General features: G+C 72.4%; 18 protein-coding genes and 1 pseudogene. 10 read left to right on the forward strand and 9 right to left on the reverse strand.

Annotation, left to right across the window (positions count from 1 at the left end):
* Nucleotides 1-14 precede the first annotated feature (14 nt).
* Nucleotides 15-806, reverse strand: a complete 792-nt coding sequence (locus tag ACIHCX_RS20415) for a VOC family protein (RefSeq protein ID WP_400031310.1) — start codon at nt 804-806, stop codon at nt 15-17.
* Nucleotides 807-1,075: 269 nt separating this feature from the next.
* On the opposite strand from ACIHCX_RS20415, the gene ACIHCX_RS20420 reads away from it, so the two are divergent.
* The gene (locus ACIHCX_RS20420) at nt 1,076-1,342 is read left to right on the forward strand and encodes a WhiB family transcriptional regulator (RefSeq protein WP_400031312.1); all 267 of its coding nucleotides are present in this window, start codon (nt 1,076-1,078) and stop codon (nt 1,340-1,342) included.
* Here the strand turns inward: ACIHCX_RS20420 and ACIHCX_RS20425 are convergent, their stop codons facing one another.
* From ACIHCX_RS20425 to ACIHCX_RS20435, 3 genes are all read right to left on the reverse strand, one after another.
* On the reverse strand, nt 1,343-2,317 hold the full coding sequence (locus tag ACIHCX_RS20425) for an acyl-ACP desaturase (RefSeq protein ID WP_400031314.1): 975 nt from the start codon (nt 2,315-2,317) through the stop codon (nt 1,343-1,345). It lies immediately after the preceding gene.
* A gap of 238 nt (nt 2,318-2,555) precedes the next feature.
* Nucleotides 2,556-3,332 (reverse strand): dimethylargininase, encoded by a 777-nt coding sequence (gene ddaH / locus ACIHCX_RS20430; RefSeq protein ID WP_400031316.1) that lies wholly within the window; start codon nt 3,330-3,332, stop codon nt 2,556-2,558.
* A gap of 310 nt (nt 3,333-3,642) precedes the next feature.
* Complete coding sequence (locus ACIHCX_RS20435; protein WP_400031318.1) at nt 3,643-5,268, reverse strand: ABC-F family ATP-binding cassette domain-containing protein; 1,626 nt, start codon at nt 5,266-5,268, stop codon at nt 3,643-3,645.
* Between the two features lie 310 nt (nt 5,269-5,578).
* Between ACIHCX_RS20435 and ACIHCX_RS20440 the strand changes: the two genes are divergently transcribed.
* The gene (locus ACIHCX_RS20440) at nt 5,579-6,250 is read left to right on the forward strand and encodes a GPP34 family phosphoprotein (RefSeq protein WP_400031321.1); all 672 of its coding nucleotides are present in this window, start codon (nt 5,579-5,581) and stop codon (nt 6,248-6,250) included.
* 9 nt (nt 6,251-6,259) lie between these two features.
* Here ACIHCX_RS20440 and ACIHCX_RS20445 read toward each other — a convergent pair whose 3' ends face one another.
* Nucleotides 6,260-6,676 (reverse strand): SsgA family sporulation/cell division regulator, encoded by a 417-nt coding sequence (locus ACIHCX_RS20445; protein ID WP_400031323.1) that lies wholly within the window; start codon nt 6,674-6,676, stop codon nt 6,260-6,262.
* Between the two features lie 240 nt (nt 6,677-6,916).
* On the opposite strand from ACIHCX_RS20445, the gene ACIHCX_RS20450 reads away from it, so the two are divergent.
* Both ACIHCX_RS20450 and ACIHCX_RS20455 read left to right on the forward strand, forming a co-directional pair.
* Nucleotides 6,917-7,243, forward strand: a complete 327-nt coding sequence (locus ACIHCX_RS20450) for a plasmid stabilization protein (protein ID WP_400031325.1) — start codon at nt 6,917-6,919, stop codon at nt 7,241-7,243.
* A 90-nt stretch (nt 7,244-7,333) separates the two neighbouring features.
* Nucleotides 7,334-8,041 carry an endonuclease V gene (locus tag ACIHCX_RS20455; protein WP_400031327.1) on the forward strand — a complete coding sequence of 236 codons (708 nt, stop codon included), beginning with the start codon at nt 7,334-7,336 and terminating at the stop codon, nt 8,039-8,041.
* On the opposite strand, the gene ACIHCX_RS20460 is transcribed toward ACIHCX_RS20455, so the two are convergent.
* Nucleotides 8,038-9,231 (reverse strand): saccharopine dehydrogenase family protein, encoded by a 1,194-nt coding sequence (locus ACIHCX_RS20460; RefSeq protein ID WP_400031329.1) that lies wholly within the window; start codon nt 9,229-9,231, stop codon nt 8,038-8,040. The genes ACIHCX_RS20455 and ACIHCX_RS20460 overlap by 4 nt on opposite strands.
* 242 nt (nt 9,232-9,473) lie before the next feature.
* Between ACIHCX_RS20460 and ACIHCX_RS20465 the strand changes: the two genes are divergently transcribed.
* From ACIHCX_RS20465 to ACIHCX_RS20475, 3 genes are all read left to right on the forward strand, one after another.
* Nucleotides 9,474-10,670, forward strand: coding sequence for a CaiB/BaiF CoA transferase family protein (locus ACIHCX_RS20465; protein ID WP_400031332.1), 1,197 nt, complete (start codon nt 9,474-9,476; stop codon nt 10,668-10,670).
* An 88-nt stretch (nt 10,671-10,758) separates the two neighbouring features.
* Complete coding sequence (locus ACIHCX_RS20470; protein WP_400031334.1) at nt 10,759-11,973, forward strand: acetyl-CoA C-acetyltransferase; 1,215 nt, start codon at nt 10,759-10,761, stop codon at nt 11,971-11,973.
* Between the two features lie 49 nt (nt 11,974-12,022).
* Nucleotides 12,023-14,218 (forward strand): 3-hydroxyacyl-CoA dehydrogenase NAD-binding domain-containing protein, encoded by a 2,196-nt coding sequence (locus tag ACIHCX_RS20475; RefSeq protein ID WP_400031336.1) that lies wholly within the window; start codon nt 12,023-12,025, stop codon nt 14,216-14,218.
* Nucleotides 14,219-14,226: 8 nt separating this feature from the next.
* Here the strand turns inward: ACIHCX_RS20475 and ACIHCX_RS20480 are convergent, their stop codons facing one another.
* Nucleotides 14,227-14,991, reverse strand: a complete 765-nt coding sequence (locus ACIHCX_RS20480) for a MerR family transcriptional regulator (RefSeq protein WP_400031338.1) — start codon at nt 14,989-14,991, stop codon at nt 14,227-14,229.
* A 241-nt stretch (nt 14,992-15,232) separates the two neighbouring features.
* On the opposite strand from ACIHCX_RS20480, the gene ACIHCX_RS20485 reads away from it, so the two are divergent.
* Nucleotides 15,233-16,699, forward strand: a complete 1,467-nt coding sequence (locus ACIHCX_RS20485) for an amino acid permease (protein WP_400031340.1) — start codon at nt 15,233-15,235, stop codon at nt 16,697-16,699.
* A 41-nt stretch (nt 16,700-16,740) separates the two neighbouring features.
* Nucleotides 16,741-17,218, forward strand: a pseudogene (locus ACIHCX_RS20490) (macro domain-containing protein).
* A gap of 32 nt (nt 17,219-17,250) precedes the next feature.
* On the opposite strand, the gene ACIHCX_RS20495 reads toward ACIHCX_RS20490, so the two are convergent.
* Together ACIHCX_RS20495 and ACIHCX_RS20500 are read right to left on the reverse strand one after the other, a co-directional pair.
* Nucleotides 17,251-18,744, reverse strand: a complete 1,494-nt coding sequence (locus tag ACIHCX_RS20495) for a M1 family metallopeptidase (protein WP_400031342.1) — start codon at nt 18,742-18,744, stop codon at nt 17,251-17,253.
* Between the two features lie 217 nt (nt 18,745-18,961).
* Nucleotides 18,962-19,897: an FAD-dependent oxidoreductase gene (locus ACIHCX_RS20500; protein ID WP_400031380.1), complete on the reverse strand. Its 936-nt coding sequence runs from the start codon at nt 19,895-19,897 to the stop codon at nt 18,962-18,964.
* Between the two features lie 234 nt (nt 19,898-20,131).
* On the opposite strand from ACIHCX_RS20500, the gene ACIHCX_RS20505 reads away from it, so the two are divergent.
* Nucleotides 20,132-21,787, forward strand: a complete 1,656-nt coding sequence (locus ACIHCX_RS20505; protein WP_400031344.1) for an ABC-F family ATP-binding cassette domain-containing protein — start codon at nt 20,132-20,134, stop codon at nt 21,785-21,787.
* Nucleotides 21,788-22,261 lie beyond the last annotated feature (474 nt).

A 22,261-nucleotide genomic window follows, 5' to 3' on the forward strand; every position in this document is an offset into this window, starting at 1 on the left:
CCGCCGTCACCGCCTCACGTCCGCGAAGGCGTGCTCCTGATCACCGCGAAGCGGGCGCCGTAGGGGTCTGCGAGCCTGGCGACACGGCCGACTCCCGTGACGTCGGTGGCGGGCACCCGGACCGTGCCGCCGAGTTCCTCGGCCCTGGCCACCGTCGCGTCCGTGTCCGGGACCTCGAAGTACGGCAGCCAGTACGCGCCCGTCTTGGCCTCGGTCGGGTCGTCGGAGAGGGCCACGACGCCGCCGAACATGGCGTCCTCGCCGCCCTCGGCGGGGTTGACGCACGTGTAGGTGCCGCCGGGGAAGGGCACCGCGGAGGTCTCCAGGCCCAGTACCTTGTTGTAGAACGCGGCCGCCGCGGCGATGTCCGGCGTGTACAGCTCGACCCAGCACAGCGAACCCGTCTCGCCGGCCATGTCCACGCCCTTGATCCGCCCCGGCTGCCAGATGCCGAACGGCACGCCCGCCTTGTCGGCGAGGACCGCCATGTGGCCCTCGCCCATCACGTCCATGGGCTGGACCAGCACGGTGCCGTGCGCCTGTTCGGCGGCCTTGGCGGTCGCCGCGGCGTCGGCGCTCTGGAAGTACACGGTCCAGGAGGGCGGCCCCTGATCCGGCGTGGTCTGCATCCCGCCGGCCACCGTCCTGCCGTCGAGCTGGAAGAAGCCGTAGCCACCGGCCTGGGGCCCCGCCGACTGGAACCGCCAGCCGAAGAGAGCGCCGTAGAAGGAAGCGGCGCCGTCGATGTCGGGGGTGCCGACGTCGAGCCAGTTCGGAGCGCCGTTGACGAAACGGGTGGTGAGCATCCTTGCCCTCCTTCGAAGGAGCCCGGTTGTCTGCTCTGCCGAGTCTGTCACCGCCCACTGACAACCGCCGCCGCAACACGACGGCCCCGCCGCACCGGCGGCCCCGGGCGGCGGTGGAGTCCGACCGTGTTTCCGGGGTGGTGTTCCGCGTGCCGCCGTGCGGGCGGGGTGGGTGTGAGGTCATCATCGGGGGGCGGTGGGCGGCCGTGCGCGCCCGCGTTGATCCGGTGTTGAGCGAATGTTTCGCGCCACCCGGCACGATCCCGTTCATGCACTTCGAGACGACCACTCCGGCCGGCATCGCCTGGCAGGACCAGGCCCTGTGCGCGGAGACCGGGGCCGACTTCTTCTTCCCCGAGCCGGGCAGTTCGGTGCGCGAGGCGAAGCGCATCTGCGGGATGTGCGAGATGCGCTCGGCCTGCCTGGAGTACGCCCTCGCGAACGACGAGCGCTTCGGCGTCTGGGGCGGCCTGTCCGAGAAGGAACGGCAGGCCCTCGGGCGGGCCGGGCGGTCCGCCCCGTGCGCCAACGGTTGATCAGGCGCCGGCCCGCGCCGCCATCCGTGCCCGGCGCGCGGCGAGCCGCTCGTCGAACTTCGCGGCCTCCGCGTCCAGGCCGCCCATGAACAGGCCCAGCTCCTCCTGCGCCTGCAGGCCCTCGGGACCGAGGCCGTCGATCTCCAGGACCTTCAGGAAGCGCAGCACCGGCTGGAGCACGTCGTCGTGGTGGATGCGCAGGTTGTAGACCCCGCCGATGGCCATCTGCGCCGCCGCCCGCTCGAAACCGGGGATGCCGTGGCCGGGCATGCGGAAGTCGACCACCACGTCGCGCACCGCCTGCATGGTCAGGTCGGGCGCGATCTCGAACGCCGCCTTGAGCAGGTTGCGGTAGAAGACCATGTGCAGGTTCTCGTCGGTCGCGATGCGCGCCAGCATGCGGTCGCAGACCGGATCCCCGGACTGGTGCCCGGTGTTGCGGTGCGAGATGCGGGTGGCGAGCTCCTGGAAGGCGACGTACGCGACCGAGTGCAGCATCGAGTGCCGGTTGTCGGACTCGAAGCCCTCGCTCATGTGCGCCATCCGGAACTGCTCCAGCTTGTCCGGGTCGACCGCGCGCGAGGCGAGCAGGTAGTCGCGCATCACGATGCCGTGCCGGCCCTCCTCGGCCGTCCACCGGTGCACCCAGGTGCCCCAGGCGCCGTCCCGGCCGAACAGGGTGGCGATCTCGTGGTGGTAGCTGGGGAGGTTGTCCTCCGTCAGAAGGTTGACCACCAGGGCGATCCGGCCGACCTCCGTGACCTTGGACTGCTCCTTGTCCCAGGCCTCGCCGTCCTCGAAGAGACCGGGGAAGTTGCGGCCGTCGCTCCAGGGCACGTACTCGTGCGGCATCCAGTCCTTGGCGACGTTCAGATGCCGGTTCAGCTCCTGCTCGACCACTTCCTCCAGCGCGTACAGCAGCCGCGCGTCGGTCCATGCGGACGGGCTGCCGAGGTGAGGGGAGGTGAGGGTCACGGAAACTCCAGGGGGACGCGCGGGGAAGCGGGAGCGGGCAGACGAAAGAGAACGGGCCCGGCGAGCGGTTCACAGGAACCTACGGGATCGTAGGCTACGAATCCGTAGGTTACGAATCCGTAGGTTAAGTTCGTCGTAAAGGTGGCTGATCAGACGGCTGCGGAAAAAGAGTTGACGGGCTCCCGGACACGCCGGAGCAGCGCAGGTCCCGCGGCCGGGACGGGCGCCGTCCACCTCGTCAGACGAACAACTCCCGCAGCCGTACCGAGAGACAGGTCACACAGCCCTCGAGCTTCTCGAACTCGCCGATGTCCACCACGACCGGCTCGAAGCCGAGGTCGCCCAGCAGTTCCGCCGTCTTCGGCGCGCTCGCCGCCATCAGCAGCCTGCTGCCGCCGAGCAGCACCACATGGCTGCCGGACTCCTCCGGCACCGGCAGGAAACGCGGGTACAGCGACGGCGTGTCCACCTTCGGGATGTGCCCGATGACCGTCCCGTCGGGCAGCGCCGTCACCGCCGACTTCAGGTGCAGCACCTTGGTCACCGGTACGGCCACGACCCGCGCCCCGAGCGGTTCGAACACCGCCCGCAACTGCTGCACGCCGGCCGCGTTGGTGCGCCCGCCGCGGCCGACGTAGACCGTGTCACCGACCTTCAGTACGTCCCCGCCGTCCAGGGTGCCCGGCTCCCAGACCCAGTTGACCGAGCAGCCGAGACGGGCCACGGCCTGCTCCACCCCGGCGGTCTCGCCGCGCCGGGACCGGGCGCCCGGGCGGGTGATCAGGGCGACGTTCCGGTACACGACGACGGCGTCCTCCACGAACACCGCGTCGGGGCAGTCGTCGGCCGGTTCGACCTCGACCGTCTCCCAGTCGTGCCCGCGCAGCGCCTCGACGTACGCCTCCCACTGCCGCACCGCGAGGGCGACGTCGACCTTCTCCCGCTCGACATGGGTCACCAGCCCTTCGGCGAGACGCGGACCGGGGCGGCGGACGAGGGCCTTCTTACTGGGCACGAGGGGCCTTTCGGATCAGCGCGTGGGCGGGCACCGGCGCGGCCGTGGCCGCGCCGGTCCGCCATCATGCGCCAGGCGCCCGCCCGGACAAAAGCCCACGGCGTCAGGGCCTGTTGCGAAAGTCCCGCCTGCCTCGCGACGCCATGCACGCTCCCCCAAGCTCTTCGAGCAGGGGGGACCCCCACTCGCCGCACCGGGCCCTGACCCAAGTACGTCCAGTACGAGGGCCAGGGCCCGGCACGCCGAGAGCACGCACCTGACGCCGCGAGGCCCGCCCTCCGGGCGGACGACGGGACTTTCGCAACAGGCCCTAGGCGGGATCCGTGAGGGACTCCCAGGTGGTTTCCCGCAGTTCCCCTTCCTCCAGCAGCAGCCAGCGGGTGATGCCGACGGACTCCAGGAACGGCAGGTCGTGGCTGGCCACGATCAGGGCGCCCTCGTAGGAGTCCAGGGCGGTCGTCAGCCGGCGCACGCTCGCCATGTCCAGGTTGTTGGTCGGCTCGTCGAGCATGAGCAACTGCGGCGCGGGCTCCGCCAGCAGCAGCGCGGCCAGCGTGGCCCGGAAGCGTTCCCCGCCGGACAGCGTCGCCGCCTGCTGGTCGGCGCGGGCACCCCGGAACAGGAAGCGGGCCAGCTGGGCCCGGATCCGGTTGTGGGTGGCGCCCGGCGCCAGACGGGCCACGTTCTCGGCCACGCTCAGCTCACCGTCGAGGATGTCCAGCCGCTGCGGCAGGAACCGCACCGGCACCTGCGCGGCCACCTCGCCCGCCACCGGCGGCAGCTCCCCGGCGACGGTGCGCAGCAGGGTCGTCTTGCCGGCGCCGTTGCGCCCGACCAGCGCGACACGCTCCGGACCGTGCAGGTCAAGACCTCCGTGCACGCGTGCGCCGTACGCGAGTTCCAGATCCCGCAGGGTGAGCACCGTACGGCCCGGCGGTACCGCCGTGTACGGCAGGTCGACGCGGATCTCGTCGTCGTCCCGTACCGCCTCCACCGCCTCGTCGAGCCGCTCCCTGGCCTCGGCCAGCCGCTCCTCGTGCATGATGCGGTGCTTGCCCGCGGACTCCTGCGCCGAGCGCTTGCGGGCGCCCATGACGATCTTCGGCTCCCGCTTCTGGTCCCACATCTTCTGGCCGTACCGCTTGCGCCGGGCCAGTTTGACCTGGGCGTCGGACAGTTCGCGCCGCTGCCTGCGCAGGTCGGCCTCGGCGACGCGCACCATGCGCTCGGCCGCCTCCTGCTCCAGGGCGAGGGCCGCCTCGTACGCCGAGAAGTTCCCGCCGTACCAGGTGACCCGGCCGGAGCTGAGGTCGGCGATCTGGTCGACCAGTTCCAGCAGTTCGCGGTCGTGGCTGACCACGACCAGCACGCCCGGCCAGGACTCGACGGCCGAGTACAGCCGGCGGCGCGCGTACAGGTCGAGGTTGTTGGTCGGCTCGTCAAGCAGCAGCACGTCCGGCCGGCGCAGCAGCAGCGCGGCCAGCCGCAGCAGCACCGACTCGCCGCCCGAGACCTCGCCGACGGTGCGGTCCAGGTCGATGCGGCCGAGCCCGAGCTCGCCGAGGGTGGCCAGGGCGCGCTCCTCCACGTCCCAGTCGTCGCCGACCGTCTCGAAGTGCTCCTCGGCGACGTCGCCGGCCTCGATGGCGTGCAGCGCGGCCCGCTGCGCGGCGATGCCGAGCGCCTCGTCGACCCGCAGCCCGGTGTCGAGCGTGACGTTCTGCGGAAGGTATCCCACCTCGCCGGCGACGCGGACGGTACCGCCGGCCGGTCCGAGCTCGCCGGCGATCAGCTTCAACAGGGTGGACTTTCCCGAGCCGTTGACGCCGACCAGGCCGGTCCTGCCGGGGCCGAAGGCGAGGTCGAGGCCGGTGAGGACGGGACTGCCGTCGGGCCAGGCGAAGGAGAGGGAGGTACAGGTGATGGATGAGGACATGGACGCCTCGCGATCGATGGTGGTGTCAGGGGGCAGACGCGTGTGAGACACCGCGGGGCGAGGTCACCGTGCTGGAGGGGGCCACGGGGCAGGAGAAGAGCCCTGGGCCGATGTCCTTCGGGACGGCTCGGACGCCGAGGTCGCGCGCCACGCACACACCTGACCGGTGCGACGCGGTGCCTCAGGACCTCAGACGAGCAACGTCCTTCTCCAATCGGCGGCAACAGGACCGCTGCAAACGCTAGGAGGGGCCGGGACACCTGTCAACGAAATAATGGGCGGGTCCGAGCCCTCGCCGAAGGAGGCCCCCGTGTCCGACGGTTCGCTCTCGCTGCCCGCCCGGCTCTACCTGCTGGCCTGGGACACCGAGCGTCTGAAGATCACCGGCACCGCCCAGCTGCACCACCTGGTCCAGGCCGGCGCCCTGACCGAGCTGGCCCAGCGCGGGCTGCTCGTCGACGACGACGGTGTCGCCGCACCGGCCGGCCTGGACGCCGAAACCGGCGACCCGGTGCTCGACGGGCTGCTCGAACTCGTCCGGGAGTCCCGGCCCCGCCGCTGGAAGACCTGGGTGACGCTGCACGCCCGGACCACCCTCGACGCCGTGCGCGGGCAGTTGGCCGCCGAGGGGGTGCTGCGCGCCGAGCGGCGCCGGGTGCTCGGTGTTCTTCCGTCCGTGTCCTACACCCTGGAGCGCGTCGCCGTCGTGGACGCGGTGCGGGAGGAGGCCCGCCGGGCGCTGGAGGGCCCGCTGCCGGCCGCCGAGGTCTCCGAGCGCGACGCGGCCGTCGTCGCCCTCGCGGCCGCCGCCGACCTGCGCACCGTGGTGCCCGCCAAGGAGCGCAGGCGCCACAAGCAGCGCGTCGAGGAGCTGACGGAGCGCAGCGGAGCCGCGGCCCCCGCGCTGCGCAAGGTGGTGCGCGAGGTGAGTGCGGCGGTGGTCATGACGGCCGCGGCGGCGTCCGCCGCGGCGGGAGGCTGAGCGGGGCCGTCAGCAGGCGTCCCGCATCAGCTCCGCGAGATCGTGGTCCAGGTCGAGCTGGAGGTGTTCCCGACCGAGCGGCACCAGTTCGCTCGTGGCCTCCAGGAAGCGCCGTATCTCACCGCTGCGGACGTGCACCACGGCCGTGCCCTCGGGGGCGTGGAACTCCAGGACGGTGCGGTCGTACCCGTACGGCCGCACCCGCACGTCGCCCTGGCCCTCGGCCTCCCGCAGGCCGGCCGTCAGCAGGTCACGGGCGAAGAGCCAGCAGACCTCGACGCCTTCGAGGGTGGCCGGGGCCGGGAAGGTCATACGGACGGCGAACGGGTCGCGCCGGTCGTAGTGCAGCGTGGCGGGAATGCTGTGCATCCGTGGCGCGGCGGAGACCAGGCGCGCCTCCACGGACTGCTCGATGACAGTGGACAAGGCCTTGCTCCCTTGTGACGGCTGGACGAACCTCCGGGCGGATGAGGCCGTGCACTGGAAGAGACGACGGAAGTCGCCGATCCGTGCACACGAGGAGAGAGTGACCTGCGTCACCGCGTTCATTCCTGTGAGTGACGCGAATCCCGTGTCGCTCGACTGGGGGACTGGATATCGCCCGATATGGCGAATCAATCCAGAATTGCGGGTATCCGTTCCTTGCACAGAGAGGAAGTGAACGGCATGCCACGCGGTTCCAGTTCCAAGCGCGAGCGCCAGTACGAGCACATCAAGCAGAGCGCACAGGACCGGGGGGAGGGTACCGAACGCGCCAGGGAGATCGCCGCGCGCACGGTGAACAAGGAGCGCGCCCGCAGCGGCGAGTCGAAGACCGCCGGCCGCACCTCCACCCAGGACATGTCCTCCGGCAGGCGGGGCGGTCAGCGCTCGGGTCGGGGCTCCGAGGGGCCCACCTACGACCAGCTCTACGAGGAGGCCAAGCGGCGCAACATCCACGGCCGGTCGGACATGAACAAGCAGCAGCTGCGGCAGGCCCTGGGCAAAGGCTGACCCCCGCGCCGTGCCCGGCGGGCCCGCGTCCGGTCAGGAACGCGGGCCCGTTCGCCGTACCGACTGCGCGAGGCCGTACGCTCGGCCACCATGACGACGACCGTACGCGTGCCCGAGGGCTGGCCCGCCACCGAGGAGCAGGCCCGCGCCGTCCAGGACGAGCTGCGCGGACGGGTGGTGCGGGACGAGCCGGGACCGCCGCCCGGGACGGGCCACGTCACGGGGGTCGACGTCGCCTACGACGACGAGCGGGACCTCGTCGCGGCGGCGGCCGTCGTCCTGGACGCGGCCACCCTGCGCACCGTCGCCGAGACCACCGCCGTCGGGCGGATCTCCTTCCCGTACGTGCCCGGACTGCTGGCCTTCCGCGAGATCCCCACCGTGCTCGCCGCGCTGGACGCCCTGCCCGTCGCGCCCGGCCTCGTCGTCTGCGACGGCTACGGCCTGGCCCACCCGCGGCGCTTCGGACTGGCGAGCCACCTCGGTGTGCTGATCGGACTGCCGACGATCGGCGTCGCCAAGAACCCGTTCACCTTCACCCACGAGGACCCGGACACCCCGCGCGGCAGCGCCGCCCCGCTGCTCGCGGGCCCGGACGAGGTCGGCCGGGCCCTGCGCACCCGGGACGGCGTCAAGCCGGTCTTCGTGTCCGTCGGCCACCGGGTGACCCTGGACAACGCCTGCGCCCACACCCTCGCCCTCACCCCGGCCTACCGCCTCCCGGAGACGACCCGCCGCGCCGACGCCCTGTGCCGCCGCGCCCTGCGCGAGGCGACGGCCCCAGGCCAATACACCTAGCGGCTCGTCCCCTGGCGGCTCGTCGCGATCCGGAACGTGATGCCCGCCCGGCGCAGGCGGTCGACGAGGGCGTCGCCCATGGCCACCGCCGTGGTGACCTGGCCCGCCGTCGGCGGGAGGTCGTCCAGGGCCAGCGCGAGCGCCGCCTCGGCGAACATCTTCGCCGTCTCGCCGTACCCGGGGTCGCCGCCCGCGACCTCGGTGAACACCCGCCGCCCGCCGCCCTCGCCCACGAACCGCAGCGAGAACCAGCTCCTGGCCCGCTTCTCCTCGCTCGGCCCCTCACCGGGACGCAGCCGTCCGGACAACCAGCGCCGGGCGGGCGGCAGCTGGGCGGCGGCCATGACCGCGCCGAGGGCCGCGGCGCCGCCCACCGCGACCGGCAGGTGCCGCACGGCCGCGTAGTGGCGGTAGCGGAAGTCGGGGCCGTAACGTTCCAGCACGCGCGCGGAGCGCCGCACGATCTGCGGGTCGATGGTCGGCAGCGGCACCGCCCAGGCGCCCACCTCCCCGGCGAACCGCGGCGCGCCCGTCGGAGTGACCGCCCGCCGACCGAGCAGCCGCGGCTCGTGCCGTGCGCGGTCCCGCGCCGCGGCCCGTATCCGCAGCGGACGGGCGAACTGGCCGAGCGCCGACGCGAGGGTGCCACCCGAGACGGCGGCGTCCGCCCGGACGAATCCGTCCACGGTCAGCGGTACGCCCTCCGGCAGTTGCCGGACGGTGACGTACACGCCCAGGTCGGCCGGGACGGAGTCGAAGCCGCAGGCGTGCACCAGGCGCGCCCCGGTCTCGCGCGCGCGTGCGTCGTGCCGGACGTACACCAGGTCCACGAACTCGGGTTCGCCGCACAGGTCCAGGTAGTCCGTGCCGCTGTCGGCGCAGGCGGCGACGAGTTCCTCGCCCGCGTCCGCGTACGGGCCCACGGTGGTGGCCAGCACGCGCGTCTGCCGGGCGAGGTCGCGCAGTGAGTCGGGGTCGGCCACGTCGGCGCGCAGCACTCCGACGGACGCACCCGAGGGCAGCCGCTCGCGCAGTTCCCTCAGCCGTTCCTCGCTGCGGCCGGCGATCGCCCAGCGCAGCCCCTCGGGGGCGTGCGCGGCGAGGTACTCGGCGGTGAGCGCCCCCACGAAGCCGGTGGCTCCGAAGAGGACGACGTCGTACGGACGGTCGGAGTTTTTCAGCCTGCTCATGACACTCCTCGCTCTCGCAGCCCGCGCCGCTGTGCGAGGCCGAGGCTAGCGTGAGGGGTGCGCGGTCCGGCGGGCGAGGTCCCGGGGGTGACGGTCCGGCGCTGCGGGATACGGCCACGAGGCCGCCGGGTACGTCTTCGGTACGCCGGACTGAGCGCTTGCTCGCCGAGGGCTTGTATCCACTGGAACACGTTCTTAGCATCATCGGTGTTACATCAGTTGTGTCACAGTGAGGGGACCTGATGGCGACGGCAGAGGCGGCGGGGCGGCAGGGCCCGCTGACCGGTGTGCGCGTGGTCGAACTGGCCGGCATCGGCCCCGGCCCCTTCGCCGCGATGCTGCTGGCCGACCTGGGCGCCGACGTCGTCCGGGTGGACCGTCCCGGCGGCGGGGGACTGGGCATCGACCCCGCCCATGACCTGACCAACCGGAACAAGCGCTCGGTGGTCGTCGACCTCAAGTCCCCGGCCGGCCCCGCGCGCGTGCTCGACCTCGCCGCCCGCGCCGACGTCCTCATCGAGGGCTACCGCCCCGGTGTCGCCGAGCGCCTCGGCGTCGGCCCCGGGGCCTGCCACGCCCGCAACCCGCGGCTGGTCTACGCCCGTATGACCGGATGGGGCCAGGACGGACCGCTCGCCCCGCGCGCGGGACACGACATCGCCTACATCGCGGTGACCGGCACCCTCGGCATGATCGGCGAACCGGACACGCCCCCGGCCGTCCCCGCCAACCTCCTCGGCGACTACGCCGGCGGCTCCCTCTACCTCGTGGTCGGTGTCCTCGCCGCCCTGCACCACGCGCGCGCGACCGGCACCGGCCAGGTCGTGGACGCCGCGATCGTCGACGGCACCGCCCACCTCTCCGCGATGATCCACGGCATGCTCGCCGCCGGCGCCTGGCAGGACCGCCGCGGCGCCAACCTCCTCGACGGCGGCTGCCCCTACTACGGCACCTACGAGACCGCGGACGGCCGCTACATGGCGGTCGGCGCCCTGGAGCAGCGGTTCTACGACGAGTTCACCGCCTTGCTCGGTCTGGAGGAGCACGCCGGGGCCCGTACCGACCTTGCCCGCTGGGGGGAACTGCGCGAGGCCGTCGCCGCCCGCTTCAAGTCCCGCACCCAGCAGGAGTGGACCTCCGTCTTCCAGGGCTCCGACGCCTGTGTGGCCCCCGTGCTGTCCCTGCGCGAGGCCCCGCACCACCCGCACCTCGCCGCCCGCGGCACCTTCACGGAGCACGCCGGCCTCACCCAGCCCGCCCCCGCACCCCGCTTCTCGGCCACCCCCACCGCCGTGCGCACCGGCCCCGCCCTGCCCGGCGCCGGCACGGCGGACGTGGCCCGCGACTGGGACCTGCCCGCGCTCCTGGGGGACGGGGAGGATGGGGAGTACGAGGACGGGGCGCACGAGTACGGCGAGGACGGGGAGGACCGCTCCTGACGGACCCACGACCGCGACCCGCCCCCCGGGCCCGACCCGGCTCCTCCCACCCGTCCCCAGGACACCACCCTCGTCGAAAGGCTTGTCAGTGAGCACCGAAGCGTACGTGTACGACGCGATCCGCACCCCGCGCGGGCGCGGCAAGGCCAACGGCGCCCTGCACGGCACGAAGCCCATCGACCTGGTCGTCGGCCTCATCCACGAGATCCGCGATCGCTTCCCCGGCCTCGACCCGGCCGCCGTCGACGACATCGTGCTCGGCGTCGTCGGCCCGATCGGCGACCAGGGCTCCGACATCGCCCGGATCGCCGCCGTCGCCGCGGGGCTGCCGGACACGGTGGCCGGTGTGCAGGAGAACCGCTTCTGCGCCTCCGGCCTCGAAGCCGTCAACCTGGCCGCCGCCAAGGTGCGCTCCGGCTGGGAGGACCTGGTCCTCGCGGGCGGCGTCGAGTCGATGTCCCGGGTGCCGATGGCCTCCGACGGGGGCGCCTGGTTCAACGACCCGATGACCAACCTCGCCGTCAACTTCGTGCCCCAGGGCATCGGCGCCGACCTGATCGCGACCATCGAGGGCTTCTCCCGGCGGGACGTCGACGAGTACGCCGCCCTGTCCCAGGAACGCGCGGTCACCGCCTGGAAGGAGGGCCGCTTCGACCGCTCCGTCGTCCCGGTCAGGGACCGCAACGGCCTCGTCGTCCTCGACCGCGACGAGCACCCCCGCCCCGGCACCACCGCCGACTCCCTCGCGAAGCTCAAGCCGTCCTTCGCGGACATCGGCGAGCTGGGCGGCTTCGACGCCGTCGCCCTGCAGAAGTACCACTGGGTGGAGAAGATCGACCACGTCCACCACGCGGGCAACTCCTCCGGCATCGTGGACGGCGCCTCGCTCGTCGCCGTCGGCTCCCGCGAGGTCGGCGAGCGGTACGGCCTGACCCCCCGCGCGCGGATCATCTCCGCCGCCGTCTCCGGCTCCGAGCCCACCATCATGCTCACCGGGCCCGCGCCCGCCACCCGCAAGGCGCTCGCCAAGGCCGGCCTGACCATCGACGACATCGACCTCGTCGAGATCAACGAGGCGTTCGCGGCGGTCGTGCTGCGCTTCGCGAAGGACATGGGCCTGTCCCTGGACAAGGTCAACGTCAACGGCGGCGCCATCGCGCTGGGCCACCCGCTCGGCGCCACCGGCGCGATGATCCTCGGCACCCTCGTGGACGAACTGGAGCGCCAGGACAAGCGCTACGGCCTCGCGACCCTCTGCGTCGGCGGCGGCATGGGCGTTGCCACGATCGTCGAGCGCGTCTGACCCGCCCCAGCGGCTCCCTCAGAACCCAGACTTCAACGGAGACCCCGACATGACCGAGAGCACCACCATCCGCTGGGAGCAGGACGACACCGGCGTCGTCACCCTCGTCCTCGACGACCCGAACCAGTCCGCGAACACCATGAACCAGGCGTTCCGCGACTCCCTCGCCGCCGTCGCCGACCGGCTGGAGGCGGAGCAGGACTCCGTCCGCGGCGTCATCCTCACCTCCGCGAAGAAGACCTTCTTCGCGGGCGGCGACCTGCGCGACCTGATCCGGGTCACCCCGGACACCGCGCAGGACCTGTTCGACGGCGGCCTCGCGCTCAAGCGGAACCTGCGCCGCATCGAGACCCTGGGCAAGCCGGTCGTCGCCGCGATCAACGGCGCGGCCCTGGGGGGCGGTTACGAACTCGCCCTGGCCTGCCACCACCGGATCGCGCTCGACACCCCCGGTACCAGGATCGGCTGCCCCGAGGTGACCCTCGGCCTGCTCCCCGGCGGCGGCGGGGTCGTGCGCACCGTACGGCTGCTGGGCATCACCGACGCCCTGCTCAAGGTGCTGCTCCAGGGCACCCAGTACAACGCCCGGCGCGCCCAGGAGAACGGGCTCGTCGACGAAGTGGCCGCCTCCCCGGAGGAGTTGCTGGCAAAGGCGCGCGCCTTCATCGACGCCAACCCGGAGTCGGTACAGCCCTGGGACAAGCCCGGCTTCCGCATCCCGGGCGGCACCCCGGCGAACCCGAAGTTCGCCGCCAACCTGCCCGCCTTCCCGGCCAACCTGCGCAAGCAGACCAACGGCGCCCCCTACCCGGCCCCGCGCAACATCCTGGCCGCAGCCGTCGAGGGCGCCCAGGTCGACTTCGAGACCGCCCAGGTCATCGAGGCCCGCTACTTTGTGGAACTGGCCGCGGGGCAGACCTCGAAGAACATGATCCAGGCGTTCTTCTTCGACCTCCAGGCCGTCAACTCCGGCGTCAGCCGGCCCCAGGGGATCGAACCCCGCCAGGTCCGCAAGGTGGCCGTCCTCGGCGCCGGGATGATGGGCGCGGGCATCGCCTACGCGTGCGCCCGCGCGGGCATCGAGGTCGTCCTGAAGGACGTGTCCCCGGACGCGGCCGCCCAGGGCAAGGGCTACTCCGAGAAGCTGTGCGCCAAGGCCGTCGCCAAGGGCCGTACCAGCCAGGAGAAGGCGGACGCGGTGCTCGCCCGCATCACGCCCACCGCGGAGGTCGCCGACCTCGCGGGCTGCGACGCGGTGATCGAGGCCGTCTTCGAGGACCCGGCGCTCAAGCACAAGGTGTTCCAGGAGGTCGAGCAGGTCGTCGCCCCGGACGCGCTGCTGTGCTCCAACACCTCCACCCTGCCGATCACCCTGCTCGCCGAGGGCGTGGAGCGCCAGGCCGACTTCATCGGGCTGCACTTCTTCTCCCCCGTGGACAAGATGCCCCTGGTCGAGATCATCAAGGGCGAGCGCACCGGCGACGAGGCGCTGGCCCGCGCCTTCGACCTGGTGCGGCAGATCAACAAGACCCCGATCGTCGTGAACGACTCGCGCGGTTTCTTCACCTCCCGGGTCATCGGCCAGTTCATCAACGAGGGCGTGGCCATGGTCGGCGAGGGCATCGAGCCCGCGTCGGTGGAACAGGCGGCGGCCCAGGCGGGCTACCCGGCCAAGGTGCTGTCCCTGATGGACGAGCTGACCCTCATCCTGCCCCGGAAGATCCGGGCCGAGTCGCGGCGGGCGGTGGAGGAGGCGGGCGGCACCTGGACCCCCCATCCCGCGGACGCGGTCGTCGACCGCATGGTCGACGCGTTCGGCCGCACGGGCCGCAGCGGCGGCGCCGGCTTCTACGACTACGGCGAGGACGGCTCCCGCACCGGACTCTGGCCGGGCCTGCGCGAGCACTTCGGGAAGCCGGGGTACGAGATCCCGTTCCGCGACATGCAGGAGCGCATGCTCTTCGCCGAGGCGCTCGACACGGTCCGGCTCCTGGAGGAGGGCGTCCTGACCTCCGTCGCCGACGCCAACATCGGCTCGGTCCTCGGCATCGGCTTCCCGGGCTGGACCGGCGGCGTGCTCCAGTACATCAACGGCTACGACAGCGGTGCCGGGGCAGGGACCGGCCTGCCCGGCTTCGTGGCCCGCGCCCGGGAACTCGCCGAGCGCTACGGCGAGCGGTTCACCCCGCCGGCGCTGCTCGTGGCGAAGGCGGAGAAGGGGGAGACCTTCACCGACGCGCGCTGACGAGCCGGTCAGCCGGACGGCGGCTCCTGCGCCCCCCGGGGACCGGCTCCCCGGGGGTGCTGCGCCCCGGCCGCGTCCGGATCCGTGTCCAGCCATGCCCGCAGCTCCTCCTTCAGCGAGCGCTGGAAGGTGGTGAGCAGGGCCTGCACCACCAGAGGGTGCATGTGGGCGGACAGGGACTTCACGTCCCGGGTGTCGCGTTCGGCGACGGCGTCGCGCAGCAGCTTCGACAGCTCGTGGGCGGCCGTACGCGCGTGCTCGGTCAGCACCGTGCGGGCGGCGAGGATCGTCTCCTGGGACAGGGGTACGTCGAGGAGTTCCACGCCGAGCCGCAGCAGACCGCAGTCCACCCGGAAGGACTCGCCGTCGGCCTCGACGACGTTCATCGCGGCCAGCCGCCGGACGTCCTCCGCGCCGAGCGGCCGGCCGGCCCGGCGCTCCAGCTCCCGCCGGGTCAGCGACTCCACGGCGTCCGGCGCCCAGGACGCGACCACCGCGCGGTGGATGGCGAGGTCGTGCGGGGTGAGGTCCGGCGGCAGCTGCCCCAGATGGCGCTCGATCGCGGCGAGCGTCATGCCGCGCAACTGCATCTCCTCGATCAGCGCCAGGCGCGCCAGGTGCTCAGGGCCGTAGCGGCCCACCCGGCGCGGGCCGAGCACCGGCGGCGGCAGCAGGCCGCGGCCGCTGTAGAAGCGGACCGTGCGCACCGTGACGCCGGCCCGCGCGGCCAGCTCGTCGATCGTGAGGGTCGGCTCGTCGGAGTCGGTCGTCATCGCAGCAGTATCGCTGTCTCACCGATGCTGTGAAAGCCCTGACCTGCCGGTGTGCGGGGCGTGACCGATAAGCGAAGGTCGTGTGAGAAGTCCCGCTCTGTGACGTCCGCCATCGCACGGGGGCCGAACGTCCTGGGAACCTGCTGTTCTGGTCTGTACCGCGATCATGGGTGGTGCGGGCCGCAACACGTACGGACACCCGGGCGCGCGTCGCCCGGGCACCAGAGAGTGGAACCACCCGTTGAGCAAGGAATCCGCGCACATGGCCCAGGTCGCCCCCCACCCCCAGGCGACCGGGACGCCCGCCGACGCGGGCGACGCCGGATACAGCAAGGACCTCAAGCACCGCCACGTCAACATGATCGCCATCGGCGGGGCGATCGGAACCGGACTCTTCCTGGGAGCGGGCGGTCGCCTGCACAACGCGGGCCCCGCGCTGGCGCTGGCCTACCTCGTGTGCGGCGTCTTCGCGTTCTTCGTCGTCCGGGCGCTGGGCGAGCTGGTCCTGTACCGGCCCTCGTCCGGATCCTTCGTGTCGTACGCGCGCGAGTTCCTCGGTGAGAAGGGCGCCTACGTCGCCGGCTGGATGTACTTCCTGAACTGGTCGACGACCGGTATCGCCGACATCACGGCGATCGCGCTCTACACGCACTACTGGAGCATGTTCACGTCCGTCCCGCAGTGGGTGCTCGCGCTGGTCGCCCTCGCCGTGGTCCTCACCGTGAACCTGATCTCGGTGAAGATCTTCGGTGAGATGGAGTTCTGGTTCGCCATCGTCAAGGTCGCCACCCTGATCGGCTTCATGCTGATCGGCGTCTTCCTGCTGGCCACGCAGCACCCCGTCGACGGGCACACCCCGGGCCTGAGCATGATCACCGACCACGGCGGCCTGCTGCCGCACGGCGCGATGCCGGTCGTCCTGGTGATGCAGGGCGTGATCTTCGCCTACGCCGCCCTGGAGCTGGTCGGTGTCGCCGCGGGCGAGACCGCCGAGCCGGAGAAGGTCGTCCCGCGCGCGGTGAACTCCATCATGTGGCGCGTGGGCCTGTTCTACGTCGGCTCCGTCGTCCTGCTGGCCCTGTTGCTGCCCGGCTCGGTCTACTCGGCCGGGGAGAGCCCGTTCGTCACGGTCCTGTCGAAGATCGGCATCCCGGCGGCCGGCGACATCATGAACCTCGTGGTCCTCACGGCCGCCATGTCGTCCCTGAACTCCGGCCTGTACTCCACCGGCCGCATCCTGCGCTCCATGGCCACGGCGGGCTCCGCGCCCCGGTTCACCAGCGTGATGAGCCGCAGCCAGGTCCCCTACGGCGGCATCCTGCTGACCAGCGCGGTCTGCGTGCTCGGCGTCGGCCTGAACTACCTCGTGCCCAGCCAGGCCTTCGAGATCGTGCTGAACGTCGCCTGCCTCGGCATCGTCAGCACCTGGGTGATCATCATGGTCTGCCACCTGGTCTTCGTCCGCCGCGCCCGGGACGGCCGGGTCACCCGGCCGCACTTCCGCCTCCCCGGCAGCCCGGTCACCGAGATCGCCACGATCGTCTTCCTGCTGGCCTGCCTGGGCCTGATGTGGAACGACCCGGAGGTGGGCCGCAAGACCCTCCTGCTGATCCCGGTGATCGCGGTCCTGCTCGTCACCGGCTGGTTCGCCGTCCGCCGCCGCGTCGGCCGCACGGCCGACCGCGAACTCTCCGACCTCGTGGACTGACGCCCCACCCCACTGTCAGTGCCCCCTCGTACGGTGGCGTCATGTCGGAGATCACGTATCCGGGGCGACGCCACCAGGCCGTCGGGCGAGGGCGCCAAGGTGATCGCCCACGTCGCCAACGACCTCGGTGGCTGGGGGAAGGGATTCGTCCTGGCCCTGTCGCGGCGCTGGCCGGAGCCGGAGGCCGCCTACCGCGCCTGGCACCGGCACCGGACGGAGAACGACTTCGGCCTGGGCGCCGTCCAGCTCGTCCCGGTCGACCAGGACCTGTGGGTGGCCAACATGATCGGCCAGCACGGCATCCGGAGGGGCGGCAGGGGCGTGCCCGTGCGGTACGAGGCGATCGGCACGGCGCTGGGGCGGCTCGCCGGCCGTGCCGTGGAACTCGGCGCGTCCGTCCACATGCCCCGCATAGGCTGCGGCCTGGCCGGCGGCAGTTGGGACCGGGTCGAGCCGCTGATCGAGGAGCGGCTGGTGCGGCGGGGGATCGCGGTGGTGGTGTACGACGTCGAGGGGTGAGGCCGGGCGGTCCGTGGGCGCCCGGCCGTGGGTCACCTCGTGTGTACGTCGTTCGTTGCCTCGATCTTCTTCCACGACCTCGGCTCAGCGGGAGCCGCCGATGTCTTCGCCGGGGACACCACGCGCGCCGCGGGGGCGGCCGGCTTGGACGGCTGGAACAGCCAGGTGTCGAAGAGGGCCGCGAGCGGCTTGCCCGAGACCTGCTCGGCGTACTTCTGGAAGTCGGCCACCGAGGCGTTGCCGTAGGCGTACTTCTTCGGCCAGCCCTTCAGCAGGGCGAAGAACGCCCGGTCGCCGATCTCGTTGCGCAGCGCCTGGACGGCGAGCGCGCCCCGGTCGTAGACCGCGGCGTCGAACTGGTCGTCCGGACCCGGGTCGCCCGGCGCGACCGTCCAGAAGGGGTCGTCGGCGGGGTGCGAGGCGTACACCCAGTCTGCCAGCTCCTGCGCGGTGCCCTCACCCTCGTGCTCGGACCACAGCCACTGGGCGTAGCGCGCGAAGCCCTCGTTGATCCAGATGTCCTTCCAGCCCTTGAGCGACACGCTGTCGCCGTACCACTGGTGGGCCAGCTCGTGCACGACGACGGACGTGTTGGAGCCGTTCGCGAACTGCTTCGGGCTGTAGTACACGCGGGTCTGCGTCTCCAGTGCGTACCCGGTCGTCGTGTTCGGCACATAGCCGCCGGCCGAGCCGAACGGATACGGCCCGAAACAGCCGCTCAGCCAGTCGACGATCTCCCCGGTGCGCTCCACGCTCGCGCGCGCCGCCCCGGCGTTGTCGCCGAGGTCCCTGCTGTAGGCGTTGAGGACGGGGACGCCGTCCTGCGAGGTGCCCGTCGTGATGTCGAACTTCCCGATCGCGAGCGTGGCCAGGTAGGTGGCCTGCGGCTTGTTCTGGCGCCAGTTGTAGCGGGTCCAGCCGAGCTGCGAGCTGGTCGACTGGAGGGTGCCGCCGGAGATCACCTGCGTGCCGTCCGGCACGGCCACCGACACGTCGTAGGTGGCCTTGTCACTCGGGTGGTCGTTGCTCGGGAACCACCACCAGGCCGCCTCCGGCTCGTCCGCCGCGACCCCGCCGTCGGGGGTGCGGTGCCAGGTGGTGAAGCCGTACGCGCTCTTCGTGGACGGCACCCCGCTGTAGCGGACCACCACCGTGATCGGTGTGTCCTCGGCCAGCGGCTCCTTCGGGGTGATCACCAGTTCGTGCTCGCCGGAGGTGGCGAAGGCGGCCGTGGTGCCGTTGACCCGCACCTCGCTGACGTCCAGCAGGAAGTCCAGGTCGAAGCTGGACAGGTCCTGCGTGGTCCGCGCCTCGATCGTCGCCGTGCCCTCCAGCTCGTCCGTGGCCGGCTGGTACTTCAGCCTGAGGTCGTAGTGGGAGACGTCGTATCCGCCGTTGCCGTAGTACGGGTAGTAGGGGTCGCCGATGCCCGGTGCGCCGGGGGAGTGGCTAGCGGCCGATGCCGGGATCGCCAGCAGCAGGACGGCCGCCGCCAGTGCGCCCGGCGCGATCAGTCTGCGGTGCACGTCAGCTCCAAGTCGTAGGGGCACGAGGTTCGTTCGGAGCCTATTGAGTCCCGTGGTGACGGGCGTGTCCATGCCCACCGCGGTCACACGATCGTCATTCGGCCGTCATGAGCGACGCCTGCTCAGGGGTCTTTCCGGCCAGGTGCGTCCGGCCGCCCCGCGCACGCCGGTGACCGCCCATGGGCCCCGGTGGCGGACCGGAACGCACCCCGCCCGCTCAGGCGGCCGGGTACGCCAGCCCGGCCGCCCGGCGCGCGCAGCCCCAGGCCACGGTGACCCCCGCCCCGCCGTGGCCGTAGTTGTGCACCAGCACCCGCCCGCCCGGCAGCTCCTCGCGCTCCAGCCGCACCGCGTGCCGGGACGGCCGCAGCCCGACCCGGTGCGCCAGCACCCGCGCCCCGGCGATCTCCGGCCGCAGGGCCGCGCACCGCTCGACGATCCGCGCGGCCACCGCCGGGTCGGGCGTCAGCGACCAGTCGTCCTCCTCGGCCGTGCCGCCGAGGAGGAGTCCGTCCGGCTGCGGGAAGACGTAGACGGGGGACTCCGAGGCCGGGTCCACGGACGTCAGCCACGTCGTGATCCCCGGGTTCTCCACGACGACGAGCTGACCACGTACGGGACGCATCGCGGGATCGGGAACCAGCTCACGGGCGCCGAGGCCGGTGCAGTTCACGACCACCCGCGCGTCGACCGCCGCCAGATCCGTCACGTCCCGCTCCTCCACGACTCCGCCCGCCGCGGTCAACCGCTTCCGCAGCCACGGCAGATGAGCCGGCATGTCGATCAGCGGAAGCCGCGCCCACAGCGCCGTGCCCGCCGCCCACTCCCCGGCGTGCGCCGGGCGCAGACCGGGCACCCGCGCCGCCCACGGCCCCAGCGAGTCGAGCCGCGTCCCGCCGTGCACGCCCTCGACGAGGCGTACGCCCGTCTCGTCGGGGCGCGCGGCCAACTCCTCGTACACCGCGAGGGATTCGAGCGACCACTCCCCGACGAGCGACTCCGGCTCGATCCGGTACGGCCACCACAGGGCGCCCGCGACCGCCGACGTCGTCCGTTCGGCCGGCTCCCGCGTCCACACCCGCACCCGCCGGCCGCGCTCGGCCAGCACGACGGCCGTCGTCAGCCCGATGACGCCGCCGCCGACCACCACCACGTCGGCACCCGGTCCCCTGTCCACGCAGCTGTCCACGCAGCGCACGGTAGCGGAAGGCGCACACCGTGCTCATCCCGCCCCAGGGCCGGGAAGCCGGGCCGGCACCGTCCGGTGCTCGACACCAGGGCGGTGAAGGGGGAGTCCTTCCTGGTGGCACGCGCGTCGGGCGCGGTACTGGTGACGGCGACGGCGCGCTGAGCACGGCCGGAGACGGCCGTTAGGATCGGTCCTCTGATGACTGCCACCCTCGTTGCCAAGAACCTCGCCGCCGGGCACGGCGACCGCGCGCTGTTCGCCGGACTGGACCTCGTCGTCGCGCCCGGGGACGTGATCGGGCTGGTCGGCGCCAACGGCGCGGGCAAGTCCACGCTGCTCAGGCTGCTCGCCGGGCTGAGCACCCCGGAACAGGGCGAGGTCACGCTGTCCCCGCCGGCGGGGAGCGTCGGGCACCTTCCCCAGGAGCCGGAGCGGCGGACCGGGGAGACCGTACGGGAGTTCCTGGCCCGCCGGACCGGGGTGGCCGAGGCCCAGCGGGTGATGGACGAGGCCACGCAGGCTCTGGTCGAGTCGGCGCCGGGCGCGGACGACGCGTACGCGAGCAGCCTGGAGCGGTGGCTCGGCCTCGGCGGCGCCGACCTCGACGAGCGCGCCGAGGAGGTCGCCGACTCGCTCGGCCTGGCCGTCGGCCTCGACCAGCCGATGACGTCCCTCTCGGGCGGACAGGCGGCCCGCGCCGGACTCGCCTCGCTGCTGCTGTCCCGCTACGACGTCTTCCTGCTCGACGAGCCGACCAACGACCTCGACCTGGCCGGCCTGGAGCGCCTGGAGCGGTTCGTGACCGGCCTGCGCGCCGGGACGGTCGTCGTCAGCCACGACCGCGAGTTCCTCACCCGCACCGTCACCAAGGTCCTCGAACTCGACCTCGCCCAGGGGGCGGTCAACCTCTACGGCGGCGGATACGCGGCCTATCTGGAGGAGCGCGACGTGGCCCGCCGGCACGCCCGCGAGGACTTCGAGGAGTACGCCGACAAGAGGGCCGCCCTCCAGGACCGGGCCCAGATGCAGCGTGCCTGGATGGACAAGGGCGTGAAGAACGCCCGGCGCAGAGCGGGCGGCGACAACGACAAGATCGGCCGCAAGTTCCGCAGCGAGGCCAGTGAGAAGCAGGCCGCGAAGGCCCGCCAGACCCAGCGCATGATCGAACGCCTCGAGGTCGTCGAGGAGCCCCGCAAGGAGTGGGAGCTGCGCATGGAGATCGCGTCGGCCCCGCGGTCGGGCGCGGTCGTCACCACGCTCCGGGACGCGGAGGTGCGCCGGGGCGGCTTCGTGCTCGGCCCGGTGTCCCTCCAGATCGACTGGGCGGACCGGGTGGCGGTCACGGGCGCCAACGGCGCGGGCAAGTCGACGCTGCTGGCCGCGCTGCTGGGCCGGATCCCGGTGGACGCCGGGCACGCGGCGCTGGGTTCCGGCGTGCTGGTCGGCGAGGTCGACCAGGCCCGCCGCGTCTTCCACGGGCCCGAGTGCCTGCTGGACGCCTTCTGTGCGGCGGTGCCGGACACCGAGCCGGTGGAGGCGCGGACGCTGCTCGCCAAGTTCGGTCTCAAGGCGGACCATGTGACGCGTCCCGCCGAGACGCTCTCGCCGGGCGAGCGGACCCGGGCCGCGCTCGCCCTCCTCCAGGGCAGGGGCGTCAACCTCCTGGTCCTGGACGAGCCCACCAACCACCTGGATCTGCCGGCCATCGAGCAACTGGAGTCGGCGCTGGACTCCTACCAGGGCACTCTGCTGCTGGTCACCCACGACCGCCGCATGCTCGACGCGGTACGCGTCACCCGCCGACTGGAGGTCGCCGGGGGCAAGGTGACGGAGCGCCAGGGCCTGCGGCCTTAGCCGGACCCGCGGTAAACGCTCCGAGGCGGGGTCTTACACTCGGTCACCGTTGCCCAGCGGAACGAAACCGCAGATCGGAAGGCATGGTCTCCCATGTTCCAAGACGCCCCCATTTATCACCAACTCGTAGCCGAGCGAGGCGACGTGCCCGCGCGCGTGCGCGACGCGGCCACGGCCATACACAGCCAACTCGAGGCCGTGATGCGCACGGGGCTGCCCAACGCCGCCTTCGAGCCAGGCCCGCCGCCCCCGGGCGCGACCCCACGCCCCCACTCCGAACTCCTCCCGGGCCAGCACCGGCCACACTAGGGCCTGTTGCGAAAGTCCCGTCGTCCGCCCGCGGGGCAGGCGGGACTTTCGCAACAGGCCCTAGTAGGGCTCCGTTAAGTTGCTCTGGCTCTTGGGTTTGGGCTGGTGGTGGACGTTCTGGGCAGCGGGCGGTGGCAGGTGGTGCAGGTGCCGGTCCAGCAGTTC

The organism is Streptomyces sp. NPDC052043, from assembly GCF_044548235.1.
Lineage (GTDB): Bacteria > Actinomycetota > Actinomycetes > Streptomycetales > Streptomycetaceae > Streptomyces.

Bases quoted from the DNA above. Each gene is read 5' to 3' on its own strand.
- ACIHCX_RS20435 (WP_400031318.1), bottom strand. From the start codon at position 5,268: ATGTCCTCATCCATCACCTGTACCTCCCTCTCCTTCGCCTGGCCCGAC.
- ACIHCX_RS20420 (WP_400031312.1), top strand. From the start codon at position 1,076: ATGCACTTCGAGACGACCACTCCGGCCGGCATCGCCTGGCAGGACCAG.
- ACIHCX_RS20460 (WP_400031329.1), bottom strand. From the start codon at position 9,231: ATGAGCAGGCTGAAAAACTCCGACCGTCCGTACGACGTCGTCCTCTTC.
- ACIHCX_RS20475 (WP_400031336.1), top strand. From the start codon at position 12,023: ATGACCGAGAGCACCACCATCCGCTGGGAGCAGGACGACACCGGCGTC.
- ACIHCX_RS20480 (WP_400031338.1), bottom strand. From the start codon at position 14,991: ATGACGACCGACTCCGACGAGCCGACCCTCACGATCGACGAGCTGGCC.
- ACIHCX_RS20455 (WP_400031327.1), top strand. From the start codon at position 7,334: ATGACGACGACCGTACGCGTGCCCGAGGGCTGGCCCGCCACCGAGGAG.
- ACIHCX_RS20505 (WP_400031344.1), top strand. From the start codon at position 20,132: ATGACTGCCACCCTCGTTGCCAAGAACCTCGCCGCCGGGCACGGCGAC.
- ACIHCX_RS20450 (WP_400031325.1), top strand. From the start codon at position 6,917: ATGCCACGCGGTTCCAGTTCCAAGCGCGAGCGCCAGTACGAGCACATC.
- ACIHCX_RS20415 (WP_400031310.1), bottom strand. From the start codon at position 806: ATGCTCACCACCCGTTTCGTCAACGGCGCTCCGAACTGGCTCGACGTC.
- ACIHCX_RS20465 (WP_400031332.1), top strand. From the start codon at position 9,474: ATGGCGACGGCAGAGGCGGCGGGGCGGCAGGGCCCGCTGACCGGTGTG.